The 21,577-nt window shown below is 46.8% G+C and carries 21 protein-coding genes; 11 read left to right on the forward strand and 10 right to left on the reverse strand.

What is annotated here, in order from left to right:
• Positions 1–7: 7 nt before the first annotated feature.
• From SD450_RS09165 to SD450_RS09180, 4 genes are read right to left on the reverse strand one after another with little or no spacing between them, the layout of a single operon-like run.
• The gene (locus tag SD450_RS09165) at positions 8–655 is read right to left on the reverse strand and encodes an NADH:ubiquinone reductase (Na(+)-transporting) subunit D (protein ID WP_318344266.1); all 648 of its coding nucleotides are present in this window, start codon (positions 653–655) and stop codon (positions 8–10) included.
• A 1-nt stretch (position 656) separates the two neighbouring features.
• The gene (locus tag SD450_RS09170) at positions 657–1,406 is read right to left on the reverse strand and encodes a Na(+)-translocating NADH-quinone reductase subunit C (RefSeq protein WP_318344267.1); all 750 of its coding nucleotides are present in this window, start codon (positions 1,404–1,406) and stop codon (positions 657–659) included.
• A gap of 5 nt (positions 1,407–1,411) precedes the next feature.
• Positions 1,412–2,668: an NADH:ubiquinone reductase (Na(+)-transporting) subunit B gene (locus SD450_RS09175; RefSeq protein ID WP_318344268.1), complete on the reverse strand. Its 1,257-nt coding sequence runs from the start codon at positions 2,666–2,668 to the stop codon at positions 1,412–1,414.
• A 1-nt stretch (position 2,669) separates the two neighbouring features.
• Positions 2,670–4,022: a Na(+)-translocating NADH-quinone reductase subunit A gene (locus SD450_RS09180; RefSeq protein WP_318344269.1), complete on the reverse strand. Its 1,353-nt coding sequence runs from the start codon at positions 4,020–4,022 to the stop codon at positions 2,670–2,672.
• 151 nt (positions 4,023–4,173) lie between these two features.
• On the opposite strand from SD450_RS09180, the gene SD450_RS09185 reads away from it, so the two are divergent.
• Positions 4,174–5,418: a type IX secretion system plug protein gene (locus SD450_RS09185; RefSeq protein WP_318344270.1), complete on the forward strand. Its 1,245-nt coding sequence runs from the start codon at positions 4,174–4,176 to the stop codon at positions 5,416–5,418.
• A gap of 54 nt (positions 5,419–5,472) precedes the next feature.
• Here SD450_RS09185 and SD450_RS09190 read toward each other — a convergent pair whose 3' ends face one another.
• On the reverse strand, positions 5,473–5,625 hold the full coding sequence (locus SD450_RS09190; RefSeq protein ID WP_318344271.1) for a hypothetical protein: 153 nt from the start codon (positions 5,623–5,625) through the stop codon (positions 5,473–5,475).
• A 10-nt stretch (positions 5,626–5,635) separates the two neighbouring features.
• The gene (locus tag SD450_RS09195) at positions 5,636–5,776 is read right to left on the reverse strand and encodes a hypothetical protein (RefSeq protein WP_318344272.1); all 141 of its coding nucleotides are present in this window, start codon (positions 5,774–5,776) and stop codon (positions 5,636–5,638) included.
• A gap of 166 nt (positions 5,777–5,942) precedes the next feature.
• Between SD450_RS09195 and SD450_RS09200 the strand changes: the two genes are divergently transcribed.
• From SD450_RS09200 to SD450_RS09220, 5 genes are all read left to right on the forward strand, one after another.
• Positions 5,943–7,133: a DUF3667 domain-containing protein gene (locus SD450_RS09200; RefSeq protein WP_318344273.1), complete on the forward strand. Its 1,191-nt coding sequence runs from the start codon at positions 5,943–5,945 to the stop codon at positions 7,131–7,133.
• Positions 7,134–7,136: 3 nt separating this feature from the next.
• Positions 7,137–7,523, forward strand: coding sequence for a Co2+/Mg2+ efflux protein ApaG (gene apaG / locus SD450_RS09205; RefSeq protein ID WP_318344274.1), 387 nt, complete (start codon positions 7,137–7,139; stop codon positions 7,521–7,523).
• Positions 7,524–7,610: 87 nt separating this feature from the next.
• Positions 7,611–9,239, forward strand: a complete 1,629-nt coding sequence (gene pruA / locus SD450_RS09210; protein ID WP_318344275.1) for an L-glutamate gamma-semialdehyde dehydrogenase — start codon at positions 7,611–7,613, stop codon at positions 9,237–9,239.
• A 257-nt stretch (positions 9,240–9,496) separates the two neighbouring features.
• Positions 9,497–10,261, forward strand: a complete 765-nt coding sequence (locus tag SD450_RS09215; RefSeq protein ID WP_318344276.1) for a creatininase family protein — start codon at positions 9,497–9,499, stop codon at positions 10,259–10,261.
• Positions 10,262–10,377: 116 nt separating this feature from the next.
• Positions 10,378–10,500: a hypothetical protein gene (locus tag SD450_RS09220; protein ID WP_318344277.1), complete on the forward strand. Its 123-nt coding sequence runs from the start codon at positions 10,378–10,380 to the stop codon at positions 10,498–10,500.
• Positions 10,501–10,502: 2 nt separating this feature from the next.
• Here the strand turns inward: SD450_RS09220 and rsmG are convergent, their stop codons facing one another.
• Entirely contained in the window at positions 10,503–11,138 is a 636-nt protein-coding gene (rsmG, locus tag SD450_RS09225; protein WP_318344278.1) for a 16S rRNA (guanine(527)-N(7))-methyltransferase RsmG, read from the reverse strand.
• A gap of 117 nt (positions 11,139–11,255) precedes the next feature.
• Between rsmG and SD450_RS09230 the strand changes: the two genes are divergently transcribed.
• Positions 11,256–12,359 carry a fatty acid desaturase family protein gene (locus tag SD450_RS09230; protein WP_318344279.1) on the forward strand — a complete coding sequence of 368 codons (1,104 nt, stop codon included), beginning with the start codon at positions 11,256–11,258 and terminating at the stop codon, positions 12,357–12,359.
• Between the two features lie 14 nt (positions 12,360–12,373).
• Positions 12,374–13,561: a pyridoxal phosphate-dependent aminotransferase gene (locus SD450_RS09235; protein ID WP_318344280.1), complete on the forward strand. Its 1,188-nt coding sequence runs from the start codon at positions 12,374–12,376 to the stop codon at positions 13,559–13,561.
• Positions 13,562–13,701: 140 nt separating this feature from the next.
• Here SD450_RS09235 and SD450_RS09240 read toward each other — a convergent pair whose 3' ends face one another.
• Entirely contained in the window at positions 13,702–15,192 is a 1,491-nt protein-coding gene (locus SD450_RS09240) for a TrkH family potassium uptake protein (RefSeq protein ID WP_318344281.1), read from the reverse strand.
• Positions 15,192–16,541, reverse strand: coding sequence for a Trk system potassium transporter TrkA (gene trkA / locus SD450_RS09245; RefSeq protein ID WP_318344282.1), 1,350 nt, complete (start codon positions 16,539–16,541; stop codon positions 15,192–15,194). Before trkA ends, SD450_RS09240 begins: the two co-directional genes overlap by 1 nt.
• Positions 16,542–16,726: 185 nt before the next feature.
• Between trkA and ubiE the strand changes: the two genes are divergently transcribed.
• A complete protein-coding gene (ubiE, locus tag SD450_RS09250) occupies positions 16,727–17,455 on the forward strand; it encodes a bifunctional demethylmenaquinone methyltransferase/2-methoxy-6-polyprenyl-1,4-benzoquinol methylase UbiE (protein ID WP_318344283.1) in 729 nt (242 codons plus the stop codon).
• 4 nt (positions 17,456–17,459) lie between these two features.
• Positions 17,460–18,158, forward strand: a complete 699-nt coding sequence (gene porT / locus SD450_RS09255; protein ID WP_318344284.1) for a type IX secretion/gliding motility protein PorT/SprT — start codon at positions 17,460–17,462, stop codon at positions 18,156–18,158.
• 61 nt (positions 18,159–18,219) lie between these two features.
• Here porT and SD450_RS09260 read toward each other — a convergent pair whose 3' ends face one another.
• Complete coding sequence (locus tag SD450_RS09260; RefSeq protein ID WP_318344285.1) at positions 18,220–18,936, reverse strand: TrmH family RNA methyltransferase; 717 nt, start codon at positions 18,934–18,936, stop codon at positions 18,220–18,222.
• Positions 18,937–18,960: 24 nt separating this feature from the next.
• Here SD450_RS09260 and tamL point away from each other — a divergent pair, with 24 nt between their 5' ends.
• Complete coding sequence (gene tamL / locus SD450_RS09265) at positions 18,961–21,552, forward strand: translocation and assembly module lipoprotein TamL (RefSeq protein WP_318344286.1); 2,592 nt, start codon at positions 18,961–18,963, stop codon at positions 21,550–21,552.
• Positions 21,553–21,577 lie beyond the last annotated feature (25 nt).

The following is a 21,577-nucleotide window of genomic DNA, read 5'->3' on the forward strand; positions in this document are numbered from 1 at the left end:
CCTCAGTTTATGCTTCTTCTATTAATGTCCTGTTTCTGGAACGTTGTACCCAGATGATGATTCCCACCACGATCAAGGCCGCTGGAGGAATGATCATGAAACCATTGTTCTCATATCCGATGGAATATAGGCCGGTCTTGGTCACAGGGTCTCCCAATACTTTGAACCCAAACAGGGTACCAGAGCCCAAGAGTTCCCTAAAAAATCCGACGATGACCAAGATGATCCCGTATCCGGCAGCATTTCCTATACCGTCCAAGAAGGATTTCCATGGCCCGTTACCCAAGGCAAAGGCCTCAAAACGCCCCATGATGATACAGTTGGTGATGATAAGCCCCACAAAGACCGATAGGGTCTTGCTGAGTTCATAGGCGAAGGCCTTGAGCACTTGGTCCACAATGATCACCAAGGTGGCCACAACGACCAATTGCACAATGATCCTGATCTTTGATGGGATGATGTTACGCATCAAGGATATGACGACATTTCCGGCTCCCAGCACGAACAATACGGACAATGCCATTACCACGGACGCCTTTAACTCGGCGGTAATTGCCAGTGCGGAACAGATTCCCAATACCTGAATGGTAATGGGGTTGTTATCCGCCAATGGATCCAATATCAGGTTCGCATCTTTTTTTGATAGTAGCGCCATATTATTTTGTTCTAATGGTTTCTAAATAAGGTTTGTAAAGCTTCAGGCTTTCTTTGATCATGGCGGTCACCCCATTTCCTGTAATGGTGGCCCCTGCCAATGCATCCACTTGGTTGTCCTCCTTGTCTGTGTTCAAAGGGTCGTTGTTCCCTTTGGCCACGGCCACACCCACGTAGCTGTTTCCGTCCAGAACGGTTTCCCCTTCAAAATCGTCCATAAAAAAGCGCTGCTTGATGTTGGCCCCCAATCCCGGGGTCTCTCCTTTATGGTCAAAGTACACGCCTTGTACTTCCATGTTCTCATCCAAGGACATGAATCCCCAAATGGCGTCCCAAAGTCCTTTTCCATACATGGGGATGATGTAGTATTGCTTACCGTCCTTTTCCCCCACCAGTAAAGGCAATTCGGCGCTCAGTCCGTTTTTCACCTTGGCAAGTTCTTTTTGGACATCGATCAAGTAGGCATTTTCCTTTTCCTTTGCTTCGGAACCCACAATGACCAATTGCTTTTTAATGTACTTGGCAAATTCTGCCTCTACTTCATTGGTGGGGACAAAATCAACACTGCCCCCTCCTTCATTGTTATTGACACCCATGGCGTACAGGATGTTCTGTTGCTTTTCAAAACGCTCGTTTTCACTGATCTTTGGCTTGAGACCCGTTGCGAAAAAAGCCAGGACAGAACCCACAATGATTACCATAATGACCGCAAAAATCACGGTATAGTTATTTTTTTCTGTATTGATGGCCATAATGCTTAAGCTGTTTCCGTTTTTAATGAATCAACCTCATCCGAAGTTTTTGGATATATGGTGGCTGTCTTCAACCGTTTCAATCTCTTTTTGATATTGCCTTTTACCACATAATGGTCAATGGTCGGCGCGAAAACGTTCATCAGCAATATTGCCAAGAAAACGCCTTCCGGATAGCCCGGGTTGAACACCCTGATCATCACGGACAGGAACCCGATAAAGAATCCATAGAACCATTTCCCTCTGTTGGTCTGCGCCCCGGTCACGGGATCCGTGGCCATGAAGACGATACCAAAGGCCAGTCCGCCCACCAATAGATGCTTCCAAAATTCAAAGCTCATCAGTGTGTAGAACTTACTATATTCGGGCAACCAACCTGCATCCACCACACCATTGAATATCAATCCCATGGCCAATGCACCGATCACGGCACTCACCATGATGCGCCAAGAGGCTATTTTGGTAAATATCAGGAACAGGGCTCCCAAAAGGATCAACAGTTTGGAGGTTTCCCCAACAGAACCCGGAATGAATCCATAGAACATATCTGAAAGCGTGTAGCTGATTTCCGAGGCATTACCTTGTGCCAAATAACCCAAGATGGTCTCCCCTGAAATGGCATCTGCCGTACCTGCCCTTTCCACGGCTCCGTGTACCCAAACCTTGTCCCCGCTCATCCAGGTGGGATAGGCAAAGAACAAAAAGGCACGAATGGTCAATGCCGGGTTGAGGATGTTCATCCCCGTGCCCCCGAACACTTCTTTTCCGATGACCACACCGAATGCGACTGCAATGGCCAACATCCAAAGTGGGGTATCCACAGGAACGATCAATGGCACCAACATTCCGGTCACCAAATACCCTTCTTCCACTTCGTGGCCTTTGATGACCGCAAACAGGAACTCAATGGCAAGGCCCACACCGTAGGAAACGATCACCAATGGTAGCACGGTGACCAATCCCAACCAGAAGTTGTCCCAAGTGAGGAAATGCTCAAAAAGGTCAAAATTTTCCGGAAATCCGTTGATGGCCGAGTAATGCTGGTATCCAGCATTGAACATACCGAACAACAAACAGGGCACCAAGGCCAAGATCACGGTATTCATGGTACGCTTCAAGTCGTCGGCCGCCCGAACGTGTGCACCGCTATGCGTGGTCTCGTTCGGTGTATAGAGAAAGGTATGCAAGGCATTGAAGGCAGGAGCCATCTTTTTGCCCTGATACTTTAACTTAAGCTGATGTAATTTTTCTTTCATGCCCATATTATCCAAGTTCTTTTTGCAACAAATCCAAGCCTTCCCTGATAATTTGTTGGTGCGGTTGTTTTGAAATACAGATAAATTCCGTCAAGGAGAAGTCCTCGGGGGCCACTTCGTAGAGCCCCAATTGCTCCATCTCGTCCAGGTCCTTCACCATACAGGCCTTCAACAGTTGAAGCGGATAGATATCCAGCGGAAACACCTCCTCATACTGACCTGTTACCACAAAAGCCCTGTGTTCACCATTGGTATTGGTGTTCAGGTCGTATTTCTTTTTGGGCATCAACCAAGAAAAAGTCAAGGCCCTAGTATTCGAAATTTTATTGAAAACCGGTTTGTTCCATCCGAAGAAATCATAATCATCTCCCTCGGGAATGGCAGTGACCGTATTGTTATAGAAGCCCAAGTGGCCTTCCGTATGGGTCTTTTTTCCAGTGAGCACATCCCCATTGATCAACCTGAACCTGTCTTCCTTCACTCCGCTGGCATACAAGAAAGTGGAAATTTCAGCGCCAATCTTGGTGGTGTAATATTTTGGGGATTTGATCACAGATCCTGCAAGGGCAATGGTTCGTTCCGCATTGAATTTTCCGGTCAGAAGCAATTCCCCAAGGATCAACAGGTCTTGTGGCGATATGGTCCATACCACTTCTCCTTTGTTGACCGGATCGATCTGATTGATCTGCGTACCGACCAATCCTGATGGATGTGGACCCGATACTTTATGAAGTTCAATTCCTTTCAAATCTGCAAAAGGAGACCTGTTAGGCCTCTTTGAGGAGACATGTATCTTGCCCGGTGTCAACTTGCCCAATGCTGTGATCGCCACTTGGAGTTCCTGCTCCTTGTCCTTCAGCACATAATCAACATCTGCCGCCAAGGGTGCAGTGGCACAGGCAGAGATAAAAATGGCCTTCGGCGTCACGTCCGGATCGGCAATGACGTCGTAGGGACGTTGTTTGATGAATGGCCATCCGCCACACTGCAATAAGAAGTTTTTGATGGCGGGAGCTTCGGCTGTGTCCAGATCGGGAACCTTGTTGATCACGTATTCCTGCGTTTTGTCCGCAAGGATCTTTAGGGTTAAAATCTTTCTCCTTGCTCCACGCACAATCTCAACCAACTCTCCGCTCACAGGGGAAACAAAGTGCATTTCTTCTTTGTTCTTGTTGTAAAAGAGGGGCTCGCCCGCTTTCACTTCCTCCCCTTGTTTCAACAACATTTTTGGAGTGATTCCGTGGAAATCATCTAGGTTTAGGGCATATACGTTACTGGTAACGGCTTTGGAAGTAGTCTGCTCTGCTGCCCCGACGAGGTTGATATCCAACCCCTTTCGAATCCGGATGTCTTTAGACATATTGTTGTAGACCTTTTGTTATCAAAATCGGTGGCAAATTTAGCACTTAAAGGATTGTTTTCATAATAATTGTCCATAAAAATGGGATTATGTCGAGCTAAATTCCCCAGACCCACTTTTTGTTTAACTTTACCCAAAATTAAGGCCCTAAATGCGCATTTTGATCAAACTATTTTTCCTGCTTTTTTTGGCGCATGGCATTTTTGCCCAAGTGCAGGAAGAGGTAAATCCTCCCGAGAACATCAAGACCATCATTTTCAAAGGTCCCACCGAGGACCAGTTCCCCGTGGTGCAATTGGGGGAACCGATGACCTTGGAGTTTGATGACCTTACCGCCAGCGAACAGGACTATTACTACACGATCATACACTGCGACTACGATTGGACACCATCCCAGTTGCTGAAGTCACAATACCTATCAGGGGCCGACAACCAGCGCATCATCGACTACGAGAACAGCTACACGACCCTGCAGCCCTACTCCAACTACCGATTGACCATCCCCAATGAAAATGTGGACCTCAAGGTCACCGGCAATTATGTGCTCGAGATCCACAACAGCTATGGGGAACTCCAGTTTTCACGGAGGTTTGTGGTGTACCGGGATGCCGTGACGGTCGCCGGCATGGTCAAACGCTCCCGGGACTTCAATTTTCTGAACGAAAAACAAGTGGTCCAGTTCACCATCAACACGGGCGGTTTCCCTGTGGTGAACCCCAAGAACGAGGTGAAAGTGGCCATTCTGCAAAACCATTTTTGGCCCACGGCCCTCTATAACATAAAGCCCCAATTCACCATCGGCACGGAACTGGTCTATAAATATGATAAGGAAACCGCTTTTTTTGGCGGCAACGAGTTCCTCAATTTTGACACGAAAGACCTTCGCTCGCCCACTTTTGCCATATCGAGGATAGAAATGGGCCAAGTGTACAACCACTACCTGTTCACCAACGAATATCGCAATGACAGGCCCTACACCTATTTCCCCGACATCAACGGCGATTTTGTGGTGCGCACCCTGCAGGGCGATGATGTTTCGAGGGAGGCCGAATATTCCAAGGTGTACTTCAGCCTGCCCTACTCCAACCAAATTGGGCTGGACAACGTTTATGTGACGGGAAAATTCAACAACTATGCCCTGGAGGAGGGAAACAAAATGACCTACAACGAAGAAAGTGGGAAGTTTGAACTGACGCTCATGATGAAACAAGGCTTTTACAATTACAGGTATGAGGTCGAGCGCCATGACGGCACTGTGGAACCCAACTTTGTGAGCGGGAATTTCCATTTTACGGAGAACAATTACCTAATCTTGGTCTATTACAGAGATTTTGGCGATATGTATGACAGTATAATAGGTATAGGCTCCGTCAATTCCGCAACTATCAGCAATTAAACCACCGTATGAAAAGTATTAATACTTTTCATACGGTGGTTTTTGGCACCTCACTTATTTGTATTTTTTAGTCTCCTCATATAAGGCTAAAAAATATTTCGCGGCCATACCATAGAATCTACCAATATGATATGCTGTTCCTTCATGGCCTCCGTTTATTTGAAGCTCTTCTTCTTTACTTAAAATTTCACTTTTATAATTTTCCATTTTGCATAATTTATTTGAAACCATCCATAAAACCATTGTAAAAATCGACCATAACATGAAGAGCTCCCCATGCAAAAGCAGGGCCAGGTTTGGCTCCGCCACCATTAGTCCCCATTAGTTCCTTGCAATTTAATTCTGATAAATTTTCCATTATTTCAAATTTTTAGTTAGAGAATAATTATGATTTTGCGCACTATCATAAAACTATCGGCACAAACAAATGAAACATTACTCGCAAAATTTGAGAGTGGCACTGAAATTGTATTTTTTTTTACAATTTAACTTATCTTTAACTTTTATTAATGATTTTTAGATTAATGTCAAAAGAAAAAGGCCTCATATCCAAAGGCCGATACGAGCTTAGATTCAGGGGCACAAAATGCCTGAACTGCGGACACCCATTGGACATGAGCGACAAGTACTGTCCCAATTGCTCACAGGCCAACAGCACCAAAAAACTGACCTTGAAGGACTTCTTCAATGAGTTCATGTCCAGCCTGTTCAATTACGATTCCAAGCTGTTCAAGACACTTTCCACCCTACTGTTGCGGCCCGGGAACATCACAAGGGACTACATCAATGGAAAAAGGGTCACCTATACCAACCCCTTTCGTTTTTTGTTAAGTTTGGCCTTCATCTACTTTTTGCTTTTTGGGTTTTTCAACTGGGACAGGCCCGTAAATCAGTTTGATGGCAACATAGGAGACACCCCTTTTGAAATCGACATGGATTCGGGTTACCTAAAAGTGGACAGTACCAAACTGGAAAAACAAAAGACCAAGGCACTGGCCCATTTGGACTCGTTGACCGGGAATGACCCCGAGGTGAGGGACCAATGGAAACAATTGGATACCTTAAAAGGTTTGGGAACCCTTATAAACAATGAATCCTCAAAAAGAGATTCTTTGATGTTTGCAAACCCAAAAAGATATTTCACTGAACTGAAAGGAAGATCGGGTACCAATTCCTTTTTGCAAAAAGTTGATTTTTTTACCAAGGCCATTAGAAGGGACACACTTTTTAATTATGATGATGCAATATCTAAATATGGTATCGAAAACAAATGGTCCAACAGGATGGCCTTCAACGCCGGAAACAATGCACTTAAGATATGGAAGGAACCGAGACGCTTTGTAAACTCCACCATATCCAAGCTGCCGTTCGTCATTTTCTTCTTCATGCCACTGTTCACCATCTTCATTTGGCTGGTGTACATCAGGAAAAAATATACCTACACCGATCATCTTATTTTTAGTTTCCACAATCAGTCATTGTTGTTTATCTTGCTCATCCTTAGCCTGCTGATCGACATGGCTTTCAACATATCGAGTGCATGGTTTTTTGTATTGGTTTTCAGTATTTACCTCTACAAGGCGATGCGTCGGTTTTATGGGCAGGGAAGGTTTAAAACGATTATGAAATATCTCTTTCTGAACACCACATTCATGATATTGGCATTCTTCATGGTGCTGTTGTTGTTCACGGGAAGTGTCTTTATCTATAACTAACATATGTTCACTCAAGTCACCAAAGGGATAAAGGTATCGGTACAGACGAGTTTTGAGGGCACGTTCTTCAAGAACTATAGGATGCACTATGCCTTCGGGTACACCATCACCATAGAGAATCTGAGCAAGGACACGGTGCAGCTCACTGCAAGGCACTGGGACATTTTTGATGCCCTGAAGGACCTCGAGACAGTGGATGGCGAAGGTGTGATCGGCAGAAAGCCGGTCATCAAACCCGGAAAGTCCCACACCTATAGCTCAGGTTGTCTGCTGGCATCGCCCATCGGGGCCATGAAGGGGCACTACCATATGGTGAATTTCACCAACGCCAAAGAGTTCGAAGTGGAGATTCCCACCTTCAAGTTCGCCGCCCCTTTCGCCATAAACTAGGCACCACTTCCTTTCCAAATCGATTTTGCTTTTAGTAACTTTGTTGCCACTGTGTAATAAATATTCTAACAAAAATTAAAAGCAAACATGGGAAAAGGATTTTTTCAAGTTCCAACCGCGATCAACGAGCCGGTAAAAAGTTACGCCCCGGGCAGTCCGGAGCGCGAAGAAGTGTTAAAACAGTACGAGGCCTATTACAATGGAAAGGTTGAGGTCCCTCTTTATATTGGCAGTGAAGAGATCAAGACCGGAAACACCAGACCCATGTCCCCACCTCACGAACACAAACATGTTGTGGGCCACTATCACCTGGCCGAAAAAAAACATGTGGAACAGGCCATCTCCAACTGTTTGGTGGCCAGAAAGGCCTGGGCAGACCTCACTTGGGAACAGCGTGCCGCCATCTTCCTGAAGGCAGCCGAACTCATTGCAGGCCCTTACCGCGCCAAGATGAACGCCGCGACCATGCTGGCCCAATCAAAGAACATCTATCAGGCCGAAATTGATTCTGCTTGCGAAATCGTGGACTTCTTGAGGTTCAACGTGGAATACATGTCGCAAATCTATTCCGAGCAGCCCGAATCCTCGGAAGGGATTTGGAACCGTGTGGAATATAGGCCACTGGAAGGTTTTGTGTACGCCATTACCCCGTTCAACTTCACCGCCATTGCAGGAAACCTTCCAGCCAGTGCTGCGATGATGGGCAACGTAGTGGTCTGGAAACCCAGCGACAGTCAAATCTTTTCCGCCAAGGTCATCGTTGACGTCTTCAAAGAAGCAGGATTGCCCGATGGGGTCATCAATGTGATCTACGGCGACCCAGTGATGATTTCCGACACCTTGTTGGCCAGTCCAGATTTTGCAGGAATCCACTTTACGGGATCCACGCATGTTTTCAAAGAGCTTTGGAAACAGATCGGGAACAACATCCACACCTATAAAACGTATCCTAGGATCGTTGGTGAGACCGGAGGAAAGGACTTTATCATAGCCCACCCTACCGCCAAACCCCAACAAGTGGCCACGGCCATCACGCGTGGTGCCTTTGAGTTCCAAGGACAAAAGTGTAGTGCGGCTTCCAGGGTCTATCTCCCAAAATCCACCGCAAACGAAATCTTGGATTTGGTGAAAGCGGATGTGAATTCTTTCAACAAACCCGGCTCTCCTGCCGATATGAGCAATTTCATCACCGCGGTAATCCATGAAGGTTCTTTTGACAAACTGGCCAAGTACATCGAGCAGGCCAAGGCCGATAAGGATGCGGAGATCATAGTGGGTGGCGGATATGACAAATCCGTGGGATACTTTGTGGAACCTACCGTGATTTTGACCACCAATCCAAAGTATGAGACCATGTGCACCGAACTTTTCGGACCTGTTGTGACCGTTTATGTGTATGAGGACAAGGATTGGAGCAAAACATTGGAACTCGTGGACGGCACATCCGAATATGGATTGACCGGTGCCGTGTTGGCCAAAGACCGCTACGCAATTGACGAGGCGACAAAGGCTTTGCAGAATGCTGCGGGCAACTTTTACATCAACGATAAGCCCACTGGGGCCGTTGTGGGTCAACAGCCATTTGGCGGTGCAAGGGCATCAGGCACCAACGATAAGGCCGGTTCCATGCAGAACTTGCTTCGTTGGGTTTCCCCAAGGTTGATCAAGGAGACCTTTGTGACCCCAGAAGATTATCGTTATCCATTTTTGGGATAATTAATTTTTGCAGTAGATTTTGATTATTGAAGACAGAAGACCGTCAGTTCGAGTTTTTCACTTGTGAAAAGTATCGAGAACCAGGTCCGACTCAGTGAAATTTTGATTCTCGATACAATTTTTCTTTGCTCTGCCCAGAAAAATCACTCGAATTGACAAATTTCCATCAAAATATACTTTGCATTTAATTGATTAAATTCATGGCCATTATTCCAAAAGAATAGTGGCCTTTTTTCATCCTCTAAACACAACCTATCATGCCCAGACCCTATATTTTGGCAGAGACCAATTGGAAACATTTGAAAGACGAATCCTTTGATTTGGCCGTCCTTCCTTGGGCCGCCACGGAAGCGCACAACTACCACCTCCCCTATGCCACGGACACCATTGAGGGCACGGCAATCGCTGAGGAATCGGCAAGACTGGCCTGGGAACATGGCAGCAAGGTCGTGGTGCTCCCCACCATTCCCTTTGGGGTGAACACGGGGCAGTCCGACATCTATTTGGACATGAACCTGAACCCCAGTACCCAATTGGCCATCCTGAAGGACATCGTCAGTGTTTTGGACAGACAGGGCGTCCACAAGTTCATGATTCTCAACAGTCATGGGGGCAACAATTGGGAAGCTTTGGTACGGGAATTGGGGCTACTCTTCCCCAAAATGTTCATCTGCGTGACCAATTGGTTCAAAATGGTGGAAAAAAAAGACATTTTTGAAAACCCCGGTGACCATGCCGATGAAATGGAAACCAGCCTTATCCTTCATTTAGCTCCAGAACTGGTGCTTCCCAAAGAGCATTGGGGGGATGGAAAAGAACACAAGAACAAGATCAAGGCTTTCTCCGAAGGCTGGGCCTGGGCCGAACGCCCTTGGTCCAAGATAAGTGCCGATACGGGCGTCGGCGACCCTTCCAAAGCGACCGCCGAAAAAGGAAAAATGTTTTTCGATGCCATTTGCACAAAAATGGCCAAGCTGTTCATCGATATTGCCGAAGCGGACATGGAAAATCTCTACGAATGAGGTTTGTTTTCCTATAAATCATCAAAGCGTTCCGACAATTTAAATGTAAAATTAACGTTAAGTAATTGTTACTTTAATGTAACTTTAGTAACTTAACGCTTTCAAATCATTTAGTCATGAGAGAACGAATCAATGCATGGGGGAATTTGATGATCAAGAAATACGACCGTATGTGGCGATATGCCAAGGAATATTCAAGAAAATGTAGGCTGGTCTATGAACGGATGTACAGCATCTAATATTATCCCTTGAATTTTTGCGGTAAATAGACCACTTTCTTGGTCTCAAAAAAATCCTCTTCAAAATACTCCTTCAAATCAAAGGTTTGGATGGTGGAATAGTCCTTTAGCTCTTCGGTAAGATCTCCACCTTTAAGGTAAAGTATGCCGTTTTTTCGCGCATGCGAAGAATCCTTTTTGATCTTGCCCTTGGTCCAATGCACAAAAGTGGGCATGGCGGCCACGGCCCTGCTCACGATAAAATCGTATTGGCCCGGCAAATCCTCGACCCTGGTGTGAATGGCAGTAACATTTTCAAGTTTCAGCCCTTCCACTACTTCCTGCACCACTTTCACCTTCTTACCGATGGCATCCACCAAGGTGAACTCCACATTGGGGAACAAAATGGCCAAAGGTATCCCAGGAAATCCCCCACCGGTCCCCACGTCCAATATCTGGCTGCCCTCATTGAAGGTCTGGATACGGGCAATGCCCAAGGAATGGAGCACATGCCGAAGATACAGTTCGTCGATGTCCTTACGGGAAACCACATTGATCTTGGTGTTCCAGTCCTTGTACAAAACCTCCAACTCCTTGAAATGCTCCTTTTGCTGATCGGTGAGCGTCGTAAAATATTTGAAAACTAGGTCCGCGTTCATTTCCCAACTGTTAATTTCAGCAAAATTAATACTTTTAAAGACCTTAACACCGTTCTAACAGGTAGTTGTTGGCCGCAAAAGGTCAATATTGGTTACCTTTGTAAAAATTTAAATTATATGAATACGAATACCGTCCGGTTTTCAAGAAAGGATTCTGCACAGTTTTTTAAGACACTGAACAAAAGAGTGAACGAATATTTCAATGAAAATGATCTCAAAAAAACCGGAAACTGGAAACTTCACCTCAAGACCATAGTGATGTTTGCCGTTTTTTTGACCCCCTACTTTTTAATGTTGACGTTGAATCTCCCTTTTTGGGGCTATCTTTTACTTTCCATCACCATGGGGGTAGGTATGGCCGGTGTGGGCATGAACGTGATGCACGATGGCAACCACGGCTCCTACTCCAACAAGAAATGGGTGAACAAAATCATGGGAAGCAGTATCTACATCTTGGCAGGCAACGTGTACAACTGGCAAGTGCAGCATAATGTGCTCCATCATACCTATACCAACATCCACGAACACGATGAGGATATGGAAGCAGGTAGGATCCTAAGGTTCTCCAAGCACGCGGAATGGAGAAAACACCATAAGTTCCAACATTACTATTCCATCCTGCTGTATGGATTATTGACCTTCAACTGGGCCATCACCACGGATTTCCAACAGATGTACCGCTATATGAAGCGCAAGCTCAGCTACGGTAAACTTCCTAACCCCGTGATCAACTGGAGTACCCTGGTCATTACCAAAGTGATCTACATCACTATTTGGATTGTCCTTCCATTGATTTTTGCCGATATTGCCTGGTGGCAAGTGCTTCTTGGGTTTTTCATCATGCACTACGTGGCCGGTGTCATCCTTAGTGTCGTATTCCAATTGGCACACATTGTGGACCATGCGGACACCCCTCTCCCTGACGAGGAGGGCAACATGAAGAACACTTGGGCCATACACCAACTGTTCACCACCGTAAACTTCGGCACCAAGAACAGGATAGTGAACTGGTTCACGGGTGGATTGAACCACCAAGTGGAGCATCACATATTCCCTAACATCAGCCATATCCACTACACAAAAATTTCCAAAATTGTGAAACAGACGGCACGGGAATTTAATTTGCCCTACAACGAATATAAAACTACCAGAAAAGCTATAATTTCGCACTTCAAACATTTGAAGGAACTGGGCAAAAACCCGGCACTTCAATACCAGTAAAACAAGCATATCAAATGAGCAACCATCTATCTGACAGGATCCAGAACATGTCCACGTCAGCAACTTTGGCCATGGCGGCCAAGGCCAGGGAGTTACGAAATGAAGGCAAGGATATCATTGGGTTGAGCTTGGGAGAGCCCGACTTCAACATCCCCGATTTCATAAAAGAGGCCGCAAAGCAGGCCATTGATGAAAATTATAGCAGCTATACCCCAGTGGATGGGTATCCCGAGCTGAAGAAGGCCATCACCCTCAAATTCAAAAGGGACAACGGCCTGGACTATGGACCTAACCAAATCGTGGTTTCCACGGGGGCAAAACAATCCCTTTACAATGTGGCCATGGTCGTGTTAAACCCAGGGGACGAAGTAATTCTTCCCGCACCGTATTGGGTAAGCTATAGCGATATCGTGAAATTGGCAGAAGGAGTTCCCGTTGAAGTACCAACAGGCATAGAAACCGATTTCAAAATGACCCCAGAGCAATTGGAGGCAGCCATCACCCCAAAAACCCGTATGTTTTGGTTCAGTTCACCTTGCAACCCCAGTGGTTCGGTCTACAGCAAAGCGGAATTGGAAGGTTTGGCCGAGGTCTTGAAAAAATACCCGGACATCTATGTGGTCTCCGATGAAATCTACGAACACATCAATTTCACCAAAGGCGGACACGTCAGCATAGCCGGAATCGACGGAATGTATGACAGAACGGTGACCGTGAACGGTGTCTCCAAGGCCTTCGCGATGACCGGATGGCGAATTGGATACATTGGAGCCCCGGAGTGGATTGCCAAGGGTTGCAACAAACTTCAGGGACAGGTGACCAGTGGTGCAAATTCCATTGCACAACGCGCCGTAATCACTGCTTTGGAAGCGCCAGTGAGCAAAATCCAATTCATGATCGATGAGTTCCACAAGCGAAGAGATCTTGTACTCGAATTGTTGGGCGAAATCGATGGGTTCAAACTCAATGTCCCCGAGGGCGCTTTCTATGTGTTCCCCGATATTTCCACATTCTTCGGAAAAACATTGAAAGGGACCACCATCAACAGTGCCGAGGATTTTGCATTGTATTTGTTGGAACACGCCAATGTGGCCACGGTAACAGGTGAAGCCTTCGGAAACCCCAACTGCATCCGTATTTCCTATGCGGCTTCGGAAAAAGAACTAAGGGAAGCCATTGCCCGCATCAAGGCTGTGGTGTAACACTTCAATGATCACTGGTCTATTCGAGTGATCGGTGTAAACAAAAAATGGTATCGAGAATAGGTAAATTCCTAATGGAAAAACTTGTTCTCGATATTTTTTTCTTTGAAAAAAACCCGAACTGACAGCAACTCAACAAATCAGGTCTTTTTCCAGAAATAAGGGGTAAGGACAATGAGTACGGTGAACAGTTCCAAACGCCCCAACAACATCAAAAAGCCGCACCACCATTTTCCTGCCGGGGGAAGGCTGTTGTAATTGCTCACAGGGTTCAGTTCGCCAAACGCAGGACCCACGTTGCCCAACGAAGAGGCAGCACCCCCAACAGCAGAGATAAAGTCAAGGCCCAAGAATCCGAGCACCAAGGAGCCTATGATGAAAAGCAACATGTACAGCACAAAGAAGGCAATCACATTGTACACGATGTGCTCGGTCACTGTTTTTTCATTGTAACGCACAGGAATGATCGCATTGGGGTGCAGGGTCCGTTTGAACTCCAAAATACCATTTTTGATGATGATCAGGTGGCGCATCACCTTGATGCCCCCTGCCGTAGATCCTGCCGAGCCTCCCAGGAACATCAACCCAAAAAAGAAAACGGTCAAAAAAGGTGTCCATGCCGTAAAATCAGCAGACACAAAACCTGTTGTGGTAATGACCGAGACCACTTGAAAAAGGGCATGCCTAAAGGCACTTTCCGCCTCGCCCCACACCATGGGATGGTATTCGGACATGGCAATATCTGCTTTGAAATAGACGCCCAATGCCGCCAAAACACTAAAAATCAATATAAACCATAGGTAATACTTGAATTCCTCGTCCCGGAGTACTCGTTGCACTTTTCCGGTCAAGGCGAAATAGCTAAGGACGAAATTGCTCCCCGCCAAGAACATGAAAAGAATGGTGATGTACTGTATGATGGGTTGGTGGTTCCAGTAGGCCAAACTTGCATTTTTGGTGGAAAACCCACCCGTGGACATGGTCGCCAAAGAATGGTTGATCGCATCAAAAAAGGTCATTCCCGCCAGCTTCAACAACAGGGTCTCCAATACCGTATAACCGAAATAGATAAGCCAAAGTCGTTTGGCCGTGTCCGTGATCCTGGGGTGCAGTTTGTCACCGCCGGGACCAGGGGCCTCTGCCGCGAACAGCTGCATGCCCCCTATTCCCAACAACGGCAATATGGCAATGGCCAGCACAATGATCCCCATTCCGCCTATCCAGTGGGTAAGGCTACGCCAAAGCAAGATTCCTTCAGGGAGCACCTCAATATCATCCAGAATGGAGGCCCCTGTAGTGGTATAGCCCGAAATGGTCTCGAAAAAAGCATCGGTAATGGAAGGAATGGAGCCCGAAAAAAGATAGGGCAACATCCCTGAAATGGACATCACGATCCATCCGAAGGTCACCACAATATAGCCTTCTTTTCGTTTCACCTCCTTTTTATGTCCCCGGGTATAGAACATGGCCATGATCCCAAAAAGCATGGTGACAATGGCGGCCAGGGCAATGTCCAAGGTGGCACCATCCTTATATATGGCACTGGCAAAAGCGGCCAAAAGCATGAAAGAGCCGTTACAAAGGAGCAAAAGCCCCATGATATGGACAATGATTCGTGTGTTCAGCCTCATTACAGGAACAGCTTTTCTATCTTGGGTATGGCCTTGGGCAGGCAGCAGACCACCACTTTGTCCCCTTGGGCTATCCTAAAATCACCCAGGGCGATGATACCCTCCCCATTTCGGATCACCCCTCCTATGCTCGCTTCGCGTGGAAAGTTCAGTTCTTTGATGATCTCCCCGTTCACCAATGAGGTTGCTTTTACCTCAAACTCCAATATTTCCGCATTGAGGTTGTTGAGGCGGGTCAATGCCAGCACTTCACCTTTTCGAATGTACCGGAAAATACTGTTGGCGGCCAATAGTTTTTTATTGATGAGCGTATCCACACCAATGGAGTGCGACAACTGGAAATAATCCATGTTCTCCACAAGGGCGATGGTCTTTTTTATCTTTTTGTTCTTGGCCACTAGACAAGACATGATGTTGGTCTCCGAATTTCCGGTGACGGCGATGAAGGCATCCATGGACTCGAGGCTTTCCTCTTCCAAAAGCTCCACGTTCCTGCCATCCCCGTTGATGACCAACGCATGCGGAAGCTCGTCGGCAATGTCGAATGCCTTTTCCTTGCTCTTCTCTATCAGCTTTACATTGAATTTTTTACTGCACAAATCCCGTGCGGTCTTGAAACCGACCTTGCTCCCACCCAAGATCATCACATTCTTGATCTCCTGCTTCTGCATGCCCGTGAGCTTGTACAATTCCTCCACCCCTTTGTCCGAAGTGATAAAATAGACCTGGTCCCCTTCCTTGAAGACGGTATCCCCACGTGGAATGAGGGTGAATTGGGTACCCATCCGCTGCAGCGCAATGGGCATGAAGTGCAGTTCCGGGAAAATGCGTGCCGCCTCCTTGACCATTTTGCCCACAAAGGGTGCGGTCTTGGGCAGGATAACACCGAACATGGTCAACAGACCCCCTTCAAACTCGTAGGTGTCATTAAAGGCAGACTGGTTCAGCATCAACTGTATTTCCATGGCGGCCAAACGTTCGGGCGAGATAAGCTCATCGATCCCCAATTGCTCAAACTTGAGGATGTCCCGATTGTCCATGAATTCCGTGTTGGATATCCGGGCCATGGTCCTTTTGCAACCCAATTGTTTGGCCAATAGGCAAAGGGTAAGGTTCGTGGTTTCCGAGGCAGTGACCCCAATCACCAAATCCGAACCGTCCACATCGGCGTCCTGCAACACTTGGATGGAAGTGGCATCCCCCTTAAGGACACGAATGTCCAAATGGTTGTCCGCATAGGACAGTTTCTCCTTGTCCGTGTCGATCAATGTAATATCCTGGGCCTCATAGGACAAAAGTTTTGCCAAATGAAAGCCTACCTCACCAGCTCCTGCAATAATGATCCTCATTGATTAGAATAAGATGTGTTTCCAAATAATTCCGACTTGTACGCCACAAAATGGTAATCGAAGTCTAAATGACATACTGTTAACATAATACGGAAAAGTTTCCGCTATTCCTCGGCAAAATTACATAAATATTTTTGTCTTCCTCCCAGATGGCTAAGTTGTATATTTGCCTGCAAATGGAAGCCATGTCAGAAAAAGTGACCCCCTATAAAGAATCGGGACTGGGAAAAAAGGAGCAGGTAAGGCAAATGTTCGACAACATTTCCGAAGATTATGATGGACTCAACAGGGTAATTTCCTTTGGCACCGATATCAAATGGCGCAAGCGCATTGTTTCCTTTTTAAAGGAAAAATCCCCAAAGACCATTCTGGACATTGCAACTGGCACGGGCGACCTTGCCATAGCCCTGGCCCCAACGGGTGCGGAGAAAATTATTGGTCTGGACCTCTCCCCCGGCATGCTGGAAGTGGGCAAGGAAAAGGTTTCGCGAAAAAAATTGGAGGACACCATCGAGATGGTGGTGGGCGACAGCGAGAACCTTCCTTTTGAGGACAATTCCTTTGACGCCGTGACGGTGGCCTTCGGGGTCAGGAACTTTGAAAACCTCGAAAAAGGACTGGAAGAAATACGAAGGGTCCTGAAAAAAGGGGGGAATCTGGTCATTTTGGAGACTTCGGTGCCCACAAAGACCCCGTTCAAGCAAGGATATCGTATCTATACCAAACACATTCTGCCTCTGATTGGAAAAATCTTTTCCAAAGATCGCTCGGCGTACTCCTATTTATGTGAATCCGCCTCAGTTTTTCCACATGGGCAGGCCTTCAACAATATTTTGGCCAAAATTGGGTTTATAGGAATAGAGAACAAACCCCAGACATTGGGAGTAGCCTCCATCTATGTCGCCACAAAATAGTTTGATGAAAAACGTCCTTATCCTGTTTGGGCTGCTGATCCTGGCAAGCCCAAAATCCAACGCACAATTTGGGGAAGACCCCATTCTCAACCTTCAGAACGAGGACAAGAAGTTTTTGAACTGGGGGTATTATCTGGGTTTTAACCAATATGATTTTCAGTTTGAGTACAAGGACGATGTGGGCCGTGATGTCTTGGTCGATAAGAGTTTTGGGTTCAATGTTGGGTTGATCGGCGAGCTGCGCATCAACGAATTTTTGGATGCCCGCTTTGAACCAGGCCTTCTGTATACCGCACGTACCCTTGGGTTCCCTGGCTTCTCGACCGAGGCCGATGCCATCCGCGAAGTACGTTCCACCTACATCCGCTTTCCTCTTTTGCTGAAGGCCAGCACCAAACGAATCGGCAACTGGAAACCCTTTATCGTGGGCGGTGTCTACACTTCGATGAACCTTGGGAGCAAAGAAGACAGTCTGGACGACAACAGCAGCGGGGAGTTCCGGATGAAGAAAAACGTCTATGGCTATGAATTGGGCTTTGGCATCGATTTTTACACGGAATATTTCAAGTTTTCCCCATCCATTAGGGGCGTTTTTGCCCTAACGGACGAACTTGTGCCGGACAACGACCCCAACAGTCCATGGACAGGGAACATCAATGCCATGCGGACGCGGGGCATCTTCATCAATTTTACGTTTGAATAAAACTGGATCATTGAATATTTAGACTTCAGCAAGTCCAAAATACAACCATTTAAAAAGCCAACTACCTCCTTATTTCATTGAGAAGTATTGCAGTAGCCGTGGCCACATTCAAGCTTTCGGCGGTGTCGCCCCCAAACTGTGGGATGGAAATCCGCTCCGTGACCCATGCACCCACTTCATCGGAAATACCATTGGCCTCATTGCCCATCACCAAAATACCTTTGGAAGGAAGTACTTTCCCATGCACCGGTCCACCATCCATAAAAGCGCCAAAAACAGGTTGATGGGCACTTTTCAAAAATTCGGAAAGAGGGGCGTAAACCATATTTACCCGCGCTATGGAACCCATGGTGGCCTGTAGCACTTTTGGGTTGTAACAATCGACCGTATCCTCCGAACAGACCAATTGCCGTATCCCGAACCAGTCGCACAAGCGGATGATGGTCCCCAAGTTGCCCGGGTCGCGCACGGCGTCCAAGGCCACCACCCAGTCCGACACTTCGGTTTTCATCGTATTGGGCATATGAAAGACCCCCAGTACCCCATTGGGCTGTTTCAAGCTGCTCATCAGTTTCAAAATGTTCCCGGAAACAAGTTCCGTTTCCCCAAGCCCACTCCCATTCCAAGTCCCATCCACAAAAATTTTGAATGGACGCACACCCGCCTGCAGCAACTCTTTCACCAATTTTTCACCTTCGACCACAAAGAGTCCGTGTTGAGATCGGTACTTTTTTTGCTTTAGGCTAACAACTAGTTTGATTTGGTTTTTTGTAACCATCTAAATCGTGTATTTTTGGCGTCTATGAGGGGTTTTTTAGTTCAAATGGGCAACCGTGCAAAAATAGGACTATTGTTGCTTATGTTGGGCACAATGGGCTGCAATACGCTCAAAAAGGTGGAGGATGATGAGCTGTTGCTTACCAAAAACTCCATTTATATCGATGAGGAGAAAGTTTCCACCAGTGAGATCAAGGGCCTCATTTCCCAAAAACCCAATAGCAGTGTCCTTGGTTACCCCCTACGATTGAACCTATACAACCTTGCCAAGGAAAATCCCGATTCTTCTTTCCAAGACTGGCTGCACAGGAAGGAAAAAAGGGAAAAACGCCTCAACAACCTACTCTCCAAAAAGCAGGTGAACCGATTGCAGGAATCCTTTATCGTAAAAGGGGCCAGTGAATTTCTGGAACGGGTCGGCGAGCCACCCGTGGTGATTGACACTTCGCTCACCCGAAAATCGGTGGAAAGGTTGGAGGCCTACTATAACAGCAAGGGGTATTTCAACAACAGTGGTTCCTATGAAATTGTGGAAGGCAAGCGAAAGAAAAGGGCCGAGGTGGAATACAACATCACCTTGAACAAGCCTTACATCATCGATACTGTCCAGAAAAACATCACCTCTCCTGAACTGGACTCCATATACTCCCGTTCCACTAGACGGAGCTATGTGAAAAAAGGAGATCAGTTCGATTTGAATAATTTTACCCTGGAACGGGAACGGCTGACCACCCTTTTCAGGAATTCCGGGGTCTATAACTTTCAGGAAAGCTCCATCAACTATGATATTTTAAGGGACACTGTCCAACTCGCGGACGATCAGCTGATGGAGGTGAAGTTGAACATCAAAAAGTTCAGGAGCGCCACGGACAGTTCCAATACCAATGCCCCCTACAGGATAGCCCGTCACAAAAAAATCAACATTTATGCCGACCATACCGTACAGACCGACCCTGATTCCTTGAAGAGCTTGGAGTACGACAATTATATCATCCACTACCAAGACAAGCTGAGATACAGGCCCAAGGCCCTCACCGATGCCGTTTTCTTTCAAAAGGACAGTATTTATAGGGATTTGGACCGAATCAGGACATATCGGCAGATTACCAACCTGAACACCTTCAAATATCCCAACATAGAATTCATTGCGGATTCCACCCAAACGGAACTGATAACCAATATCTATTTGTCAGCGAAGCCAAAGTTCTCCCTGAACCTGAATTTTGATGTCACGCATTCCAACATCCAACAAGTGGGAACGGCCTTCAGCACATCGGTGATCACACGCAACGTATTTGGTGGGGCAGAAACTTTGAACATTTCCGCAAGGGGATCCATCGGGCTTTTGAGCGATGCATCGCTCTCCGACGAAACCTTTACCTCGGAACTGGGCGGGGACATCAACATCACCTTCCCCAGGATCTGGCTTCCCTTCAATACCGAAAAGATCATCCCGGGCTACATGCTGCCCCAGAGCAGGTTGCTGGCCGGTACCAACTTCCAGCGGAATATCGGGTTGGACAAACAATCGCTGAACACCATCCTTTCCTACAACTGGTCACCAACGGATAGGCACAAGAACAACATTGAACTGCTGAACGTGGAGTTTGTGCGCAACGTGAACCCCGACAACTTTTACAATGTGTACCGCAACACTTTTTCCAATCTGGACAACATTGCGGATGATTTTCAAGATGACCCGCAATATGCCGATCTTTTTGAAAGCATCGACAATGACATCGATTCCCTTCGCCTCACCATTCCTGAAGGTGCCAACGCCTTTGTGGAGGCCGCTCTGGATGGGAACCTCACCGGACTGTCTGCGGATCAGTTGGACGAAGTGAACAGCATTGCCGAGCGGAGAAGGCGATTGACGGACAACAACCTGATCTTTGCCAGTAACTTCACCCACACCAAGAACAGCAAGTCGGGCATCAACGACATCGATTTTTACCAATACCGCATCAAGCTGGAGAGTGCCGGGAACGTCCTGTCACTCATGTCCAACATTGTCCCCTACAACAAAAATGACAATGGGCAATTATTGGTGTTCGGGGTTCCTTTTTCCCAATACATCAAGTCAGAGTTCGACTATATACGGCATTGGCAAATCGGAGATTCGCAGGTGATCGCTTTCAGGAGTTTTTTCGGTATGGCGGTCCCTTATGGCAATTCGGACAACATTCCCTTCGTGAGGAGTTATTTTGCCGGGGGCTCCAACGACAACAGGGCTTGGAACGCCTATGAACTGGGTCCTGGGAAGACCAGCAACATCAACGACTTCAACGAGGCCAACCTGAAACTGGCCTTTAACGTGGAATATCGGTTCCCGATTGCAGGGGACGTAAAAGGGGCCTTTTTTGCCGATGCGGGCAACATCTGGAACGTTTTTGACAACGAAAGCAACCCCGATGCCAAATTCACAGGAATCTCCTCTTTGGGGGACATCGCCCTTGGCACAGGTTTGGGACTCCGGTATGACTTCACCTACTTTGTGTTCCGTTTAGATGTCGGGTTCAAGACCTACAATCCCGCAAGAGTGGGGGCCGATCGGTGGTTCAATGAATATAACTTCAGGAATGCCGTCCTCAATATCGGGATCAATTATCCTTTCTAGAGGAAATATTTTATTACTTTTGTTC

The organism is Flagellimonas baculiformis (assembly GCF_033441575.1).
GTDB classification, from domain to species: domain Bacteria; phylum Bacteroidota; class Bacteroidia; order Flavobacteriales; family Flavobacteriaceae; genus Flagellimonas; species Flagellimonas baculiformis.

What these genes read in the sequence shown, in the direction of transcription:
- SD450_RS09165 (WP_318344266.1), bottom strand. Translation starts at nt 655, where the DNA reads ATGGCGCTACTATCAAAAAAAGATGCGAACCTGATATTGGATCCATTG.
- SD450_RS09170 (WP_318344267.1), bottom strand. Translation starts at nt 1,406, where the DNA reads ATGGCCATCAATACAGAAAAAAATAACTATACCGTGATTTTTGCGGTC.
- SD450_RS09175 (WP_318344268.1), bottom strand. Translation starts at nt 2,668, where the DNA reads ATGGGCATGAAAGAAAAATTACATCAGCTTAAGTTAAAGTATCAGGGC.
- SD450_RS09180 (WP_318344269.1), bottom strand. Translation starts at nt 4,022, where the DNA reads ATGTCTAAAGACATCCGGATTCGAAAGGGGTTGGATATCAACCTCGTC.
- SD450_RS09185 (WP_318344270.1), top strand. Translation starts at nt 4,174, where the DNA reads ATGCGCATTTTGATCAAACTATTTTTCCTGCTTTTTTTGGCGCATGGC.
- SD450_RS09190 (WP_318344271.1), bottom strand. Translation starts at nt 5,625, where the DNA reads ATGGAAAATTATAAAAGTGAAATTTTAAGTAAAGAAGAAGAGCTTCAA.
- SD450_RS09195 (WP_318344272.1), bottom strand. Translation starts at nt 5,776, where the DNA reads ATGGAAAATTTATCAGAATTAAATTGCAAGGAACTAATGGGGACTAAT.
- SD450_RS09200 (WP_318344273.1), top strand. Translation starts at nt 5,943, where the DNA reads ATGTCAAAAGAAAAAGGCCTCATATCCAAAGGCCGATACGAGCTTAGA.
- apaG (WP_318344274.1), top strand. Translation starts at nt 7,137, where the DNA reads ATGTTCACTCAAGTCACCAAAGGGATAAAGGTATCGGTACAGACGAGT.
- pruA (WP_318344275.1), top strand. Translation starts at nt 7,611, where the DNA reads ATGGGAAAAGGATTTTTTCAAGTTCCAACCGCGATCAACGAGCCGGTA.
- SD450_RS09215 (WP_318344276.1), top strand. Translation starts at nt 9,497, where the DNA reads ATGCCCAGACCCTATATTTTGGCAGAGACCAATTGGAAACATTTGAAA.
- SD450_RS09220 (WP_318344277.1), top strand. Translation starts at nt 10,378, where the DNA reads ATGAGAGAACGAATCAATGCATGGGGGAATTTGATGATCAAGAAATAC.
- rsmG (WP_318344278.1), bottom strand. Translation starts at nt 11,138, where the DNA reads ATGAACGCGGACCTAGTTTTCAAATATTTTACGACGCTCACCGATCAG.
- SD450_RS09230 (WP_318344279.1), top strand. Translation starts at nt 11,256, where the DNA reads ATGAATACGAATACCGTCCGGTTTTCAAGAAAGGATTCTGCACAGTTT.
- SD450_RS09235 (WP_318344280.1), top strand. Translation starts at nt 12,374, where the DNA reads ATGAGCAACCATCTATCTGACAGGATCCAGAACATGTCCACGTCAGCA.
- SD450_RS09240 (WP_318344281.1), bottom strand. Translation starts at nt 15,192, where the DNA reads ATGAGGCTGAACACACGAATCATTGTCCATATCATGGGGCTTTTGCTC.
- trkA (WP_318344282.1), bottom strand. Translation starts at nt 16,541, where the DNA reads ATGAGGATCATTATTGCAGGAGCTGGTGAGGTAGGCTTTCATTTGGCA.
- ubiE (WP_318344283.1), top strand. Translation starts at nt 16,727, where the DNA reads ATGTCAGAAAAAGTGACCCCCTATAAAGAATCGGGACTGGGAAAAAAG.
- porT (WP_318344284.1), top strand. Translation starts at nt 17,460, where the DNA reads ATGAAAAACGTCCTTATCCTGTTTGGGCTGCTGATCCTGGCAAGCCCA.
- SD450_RS09260 (WP_318344285.1), bottom strand. Translation starts at nt 18,936, where the DNA reads ATGGTTACAAAAAACCAAATCAAACTAGTTGTTAGCCTAAAGCAAAAA.
- tamL (WP_318344286.1), top strand. Translation starts at nt 18,961, where the DNA reads ATGAGGGGTTTTTTAGTTCAAATGGGCAACCGTGCAAAAATAGGACTA.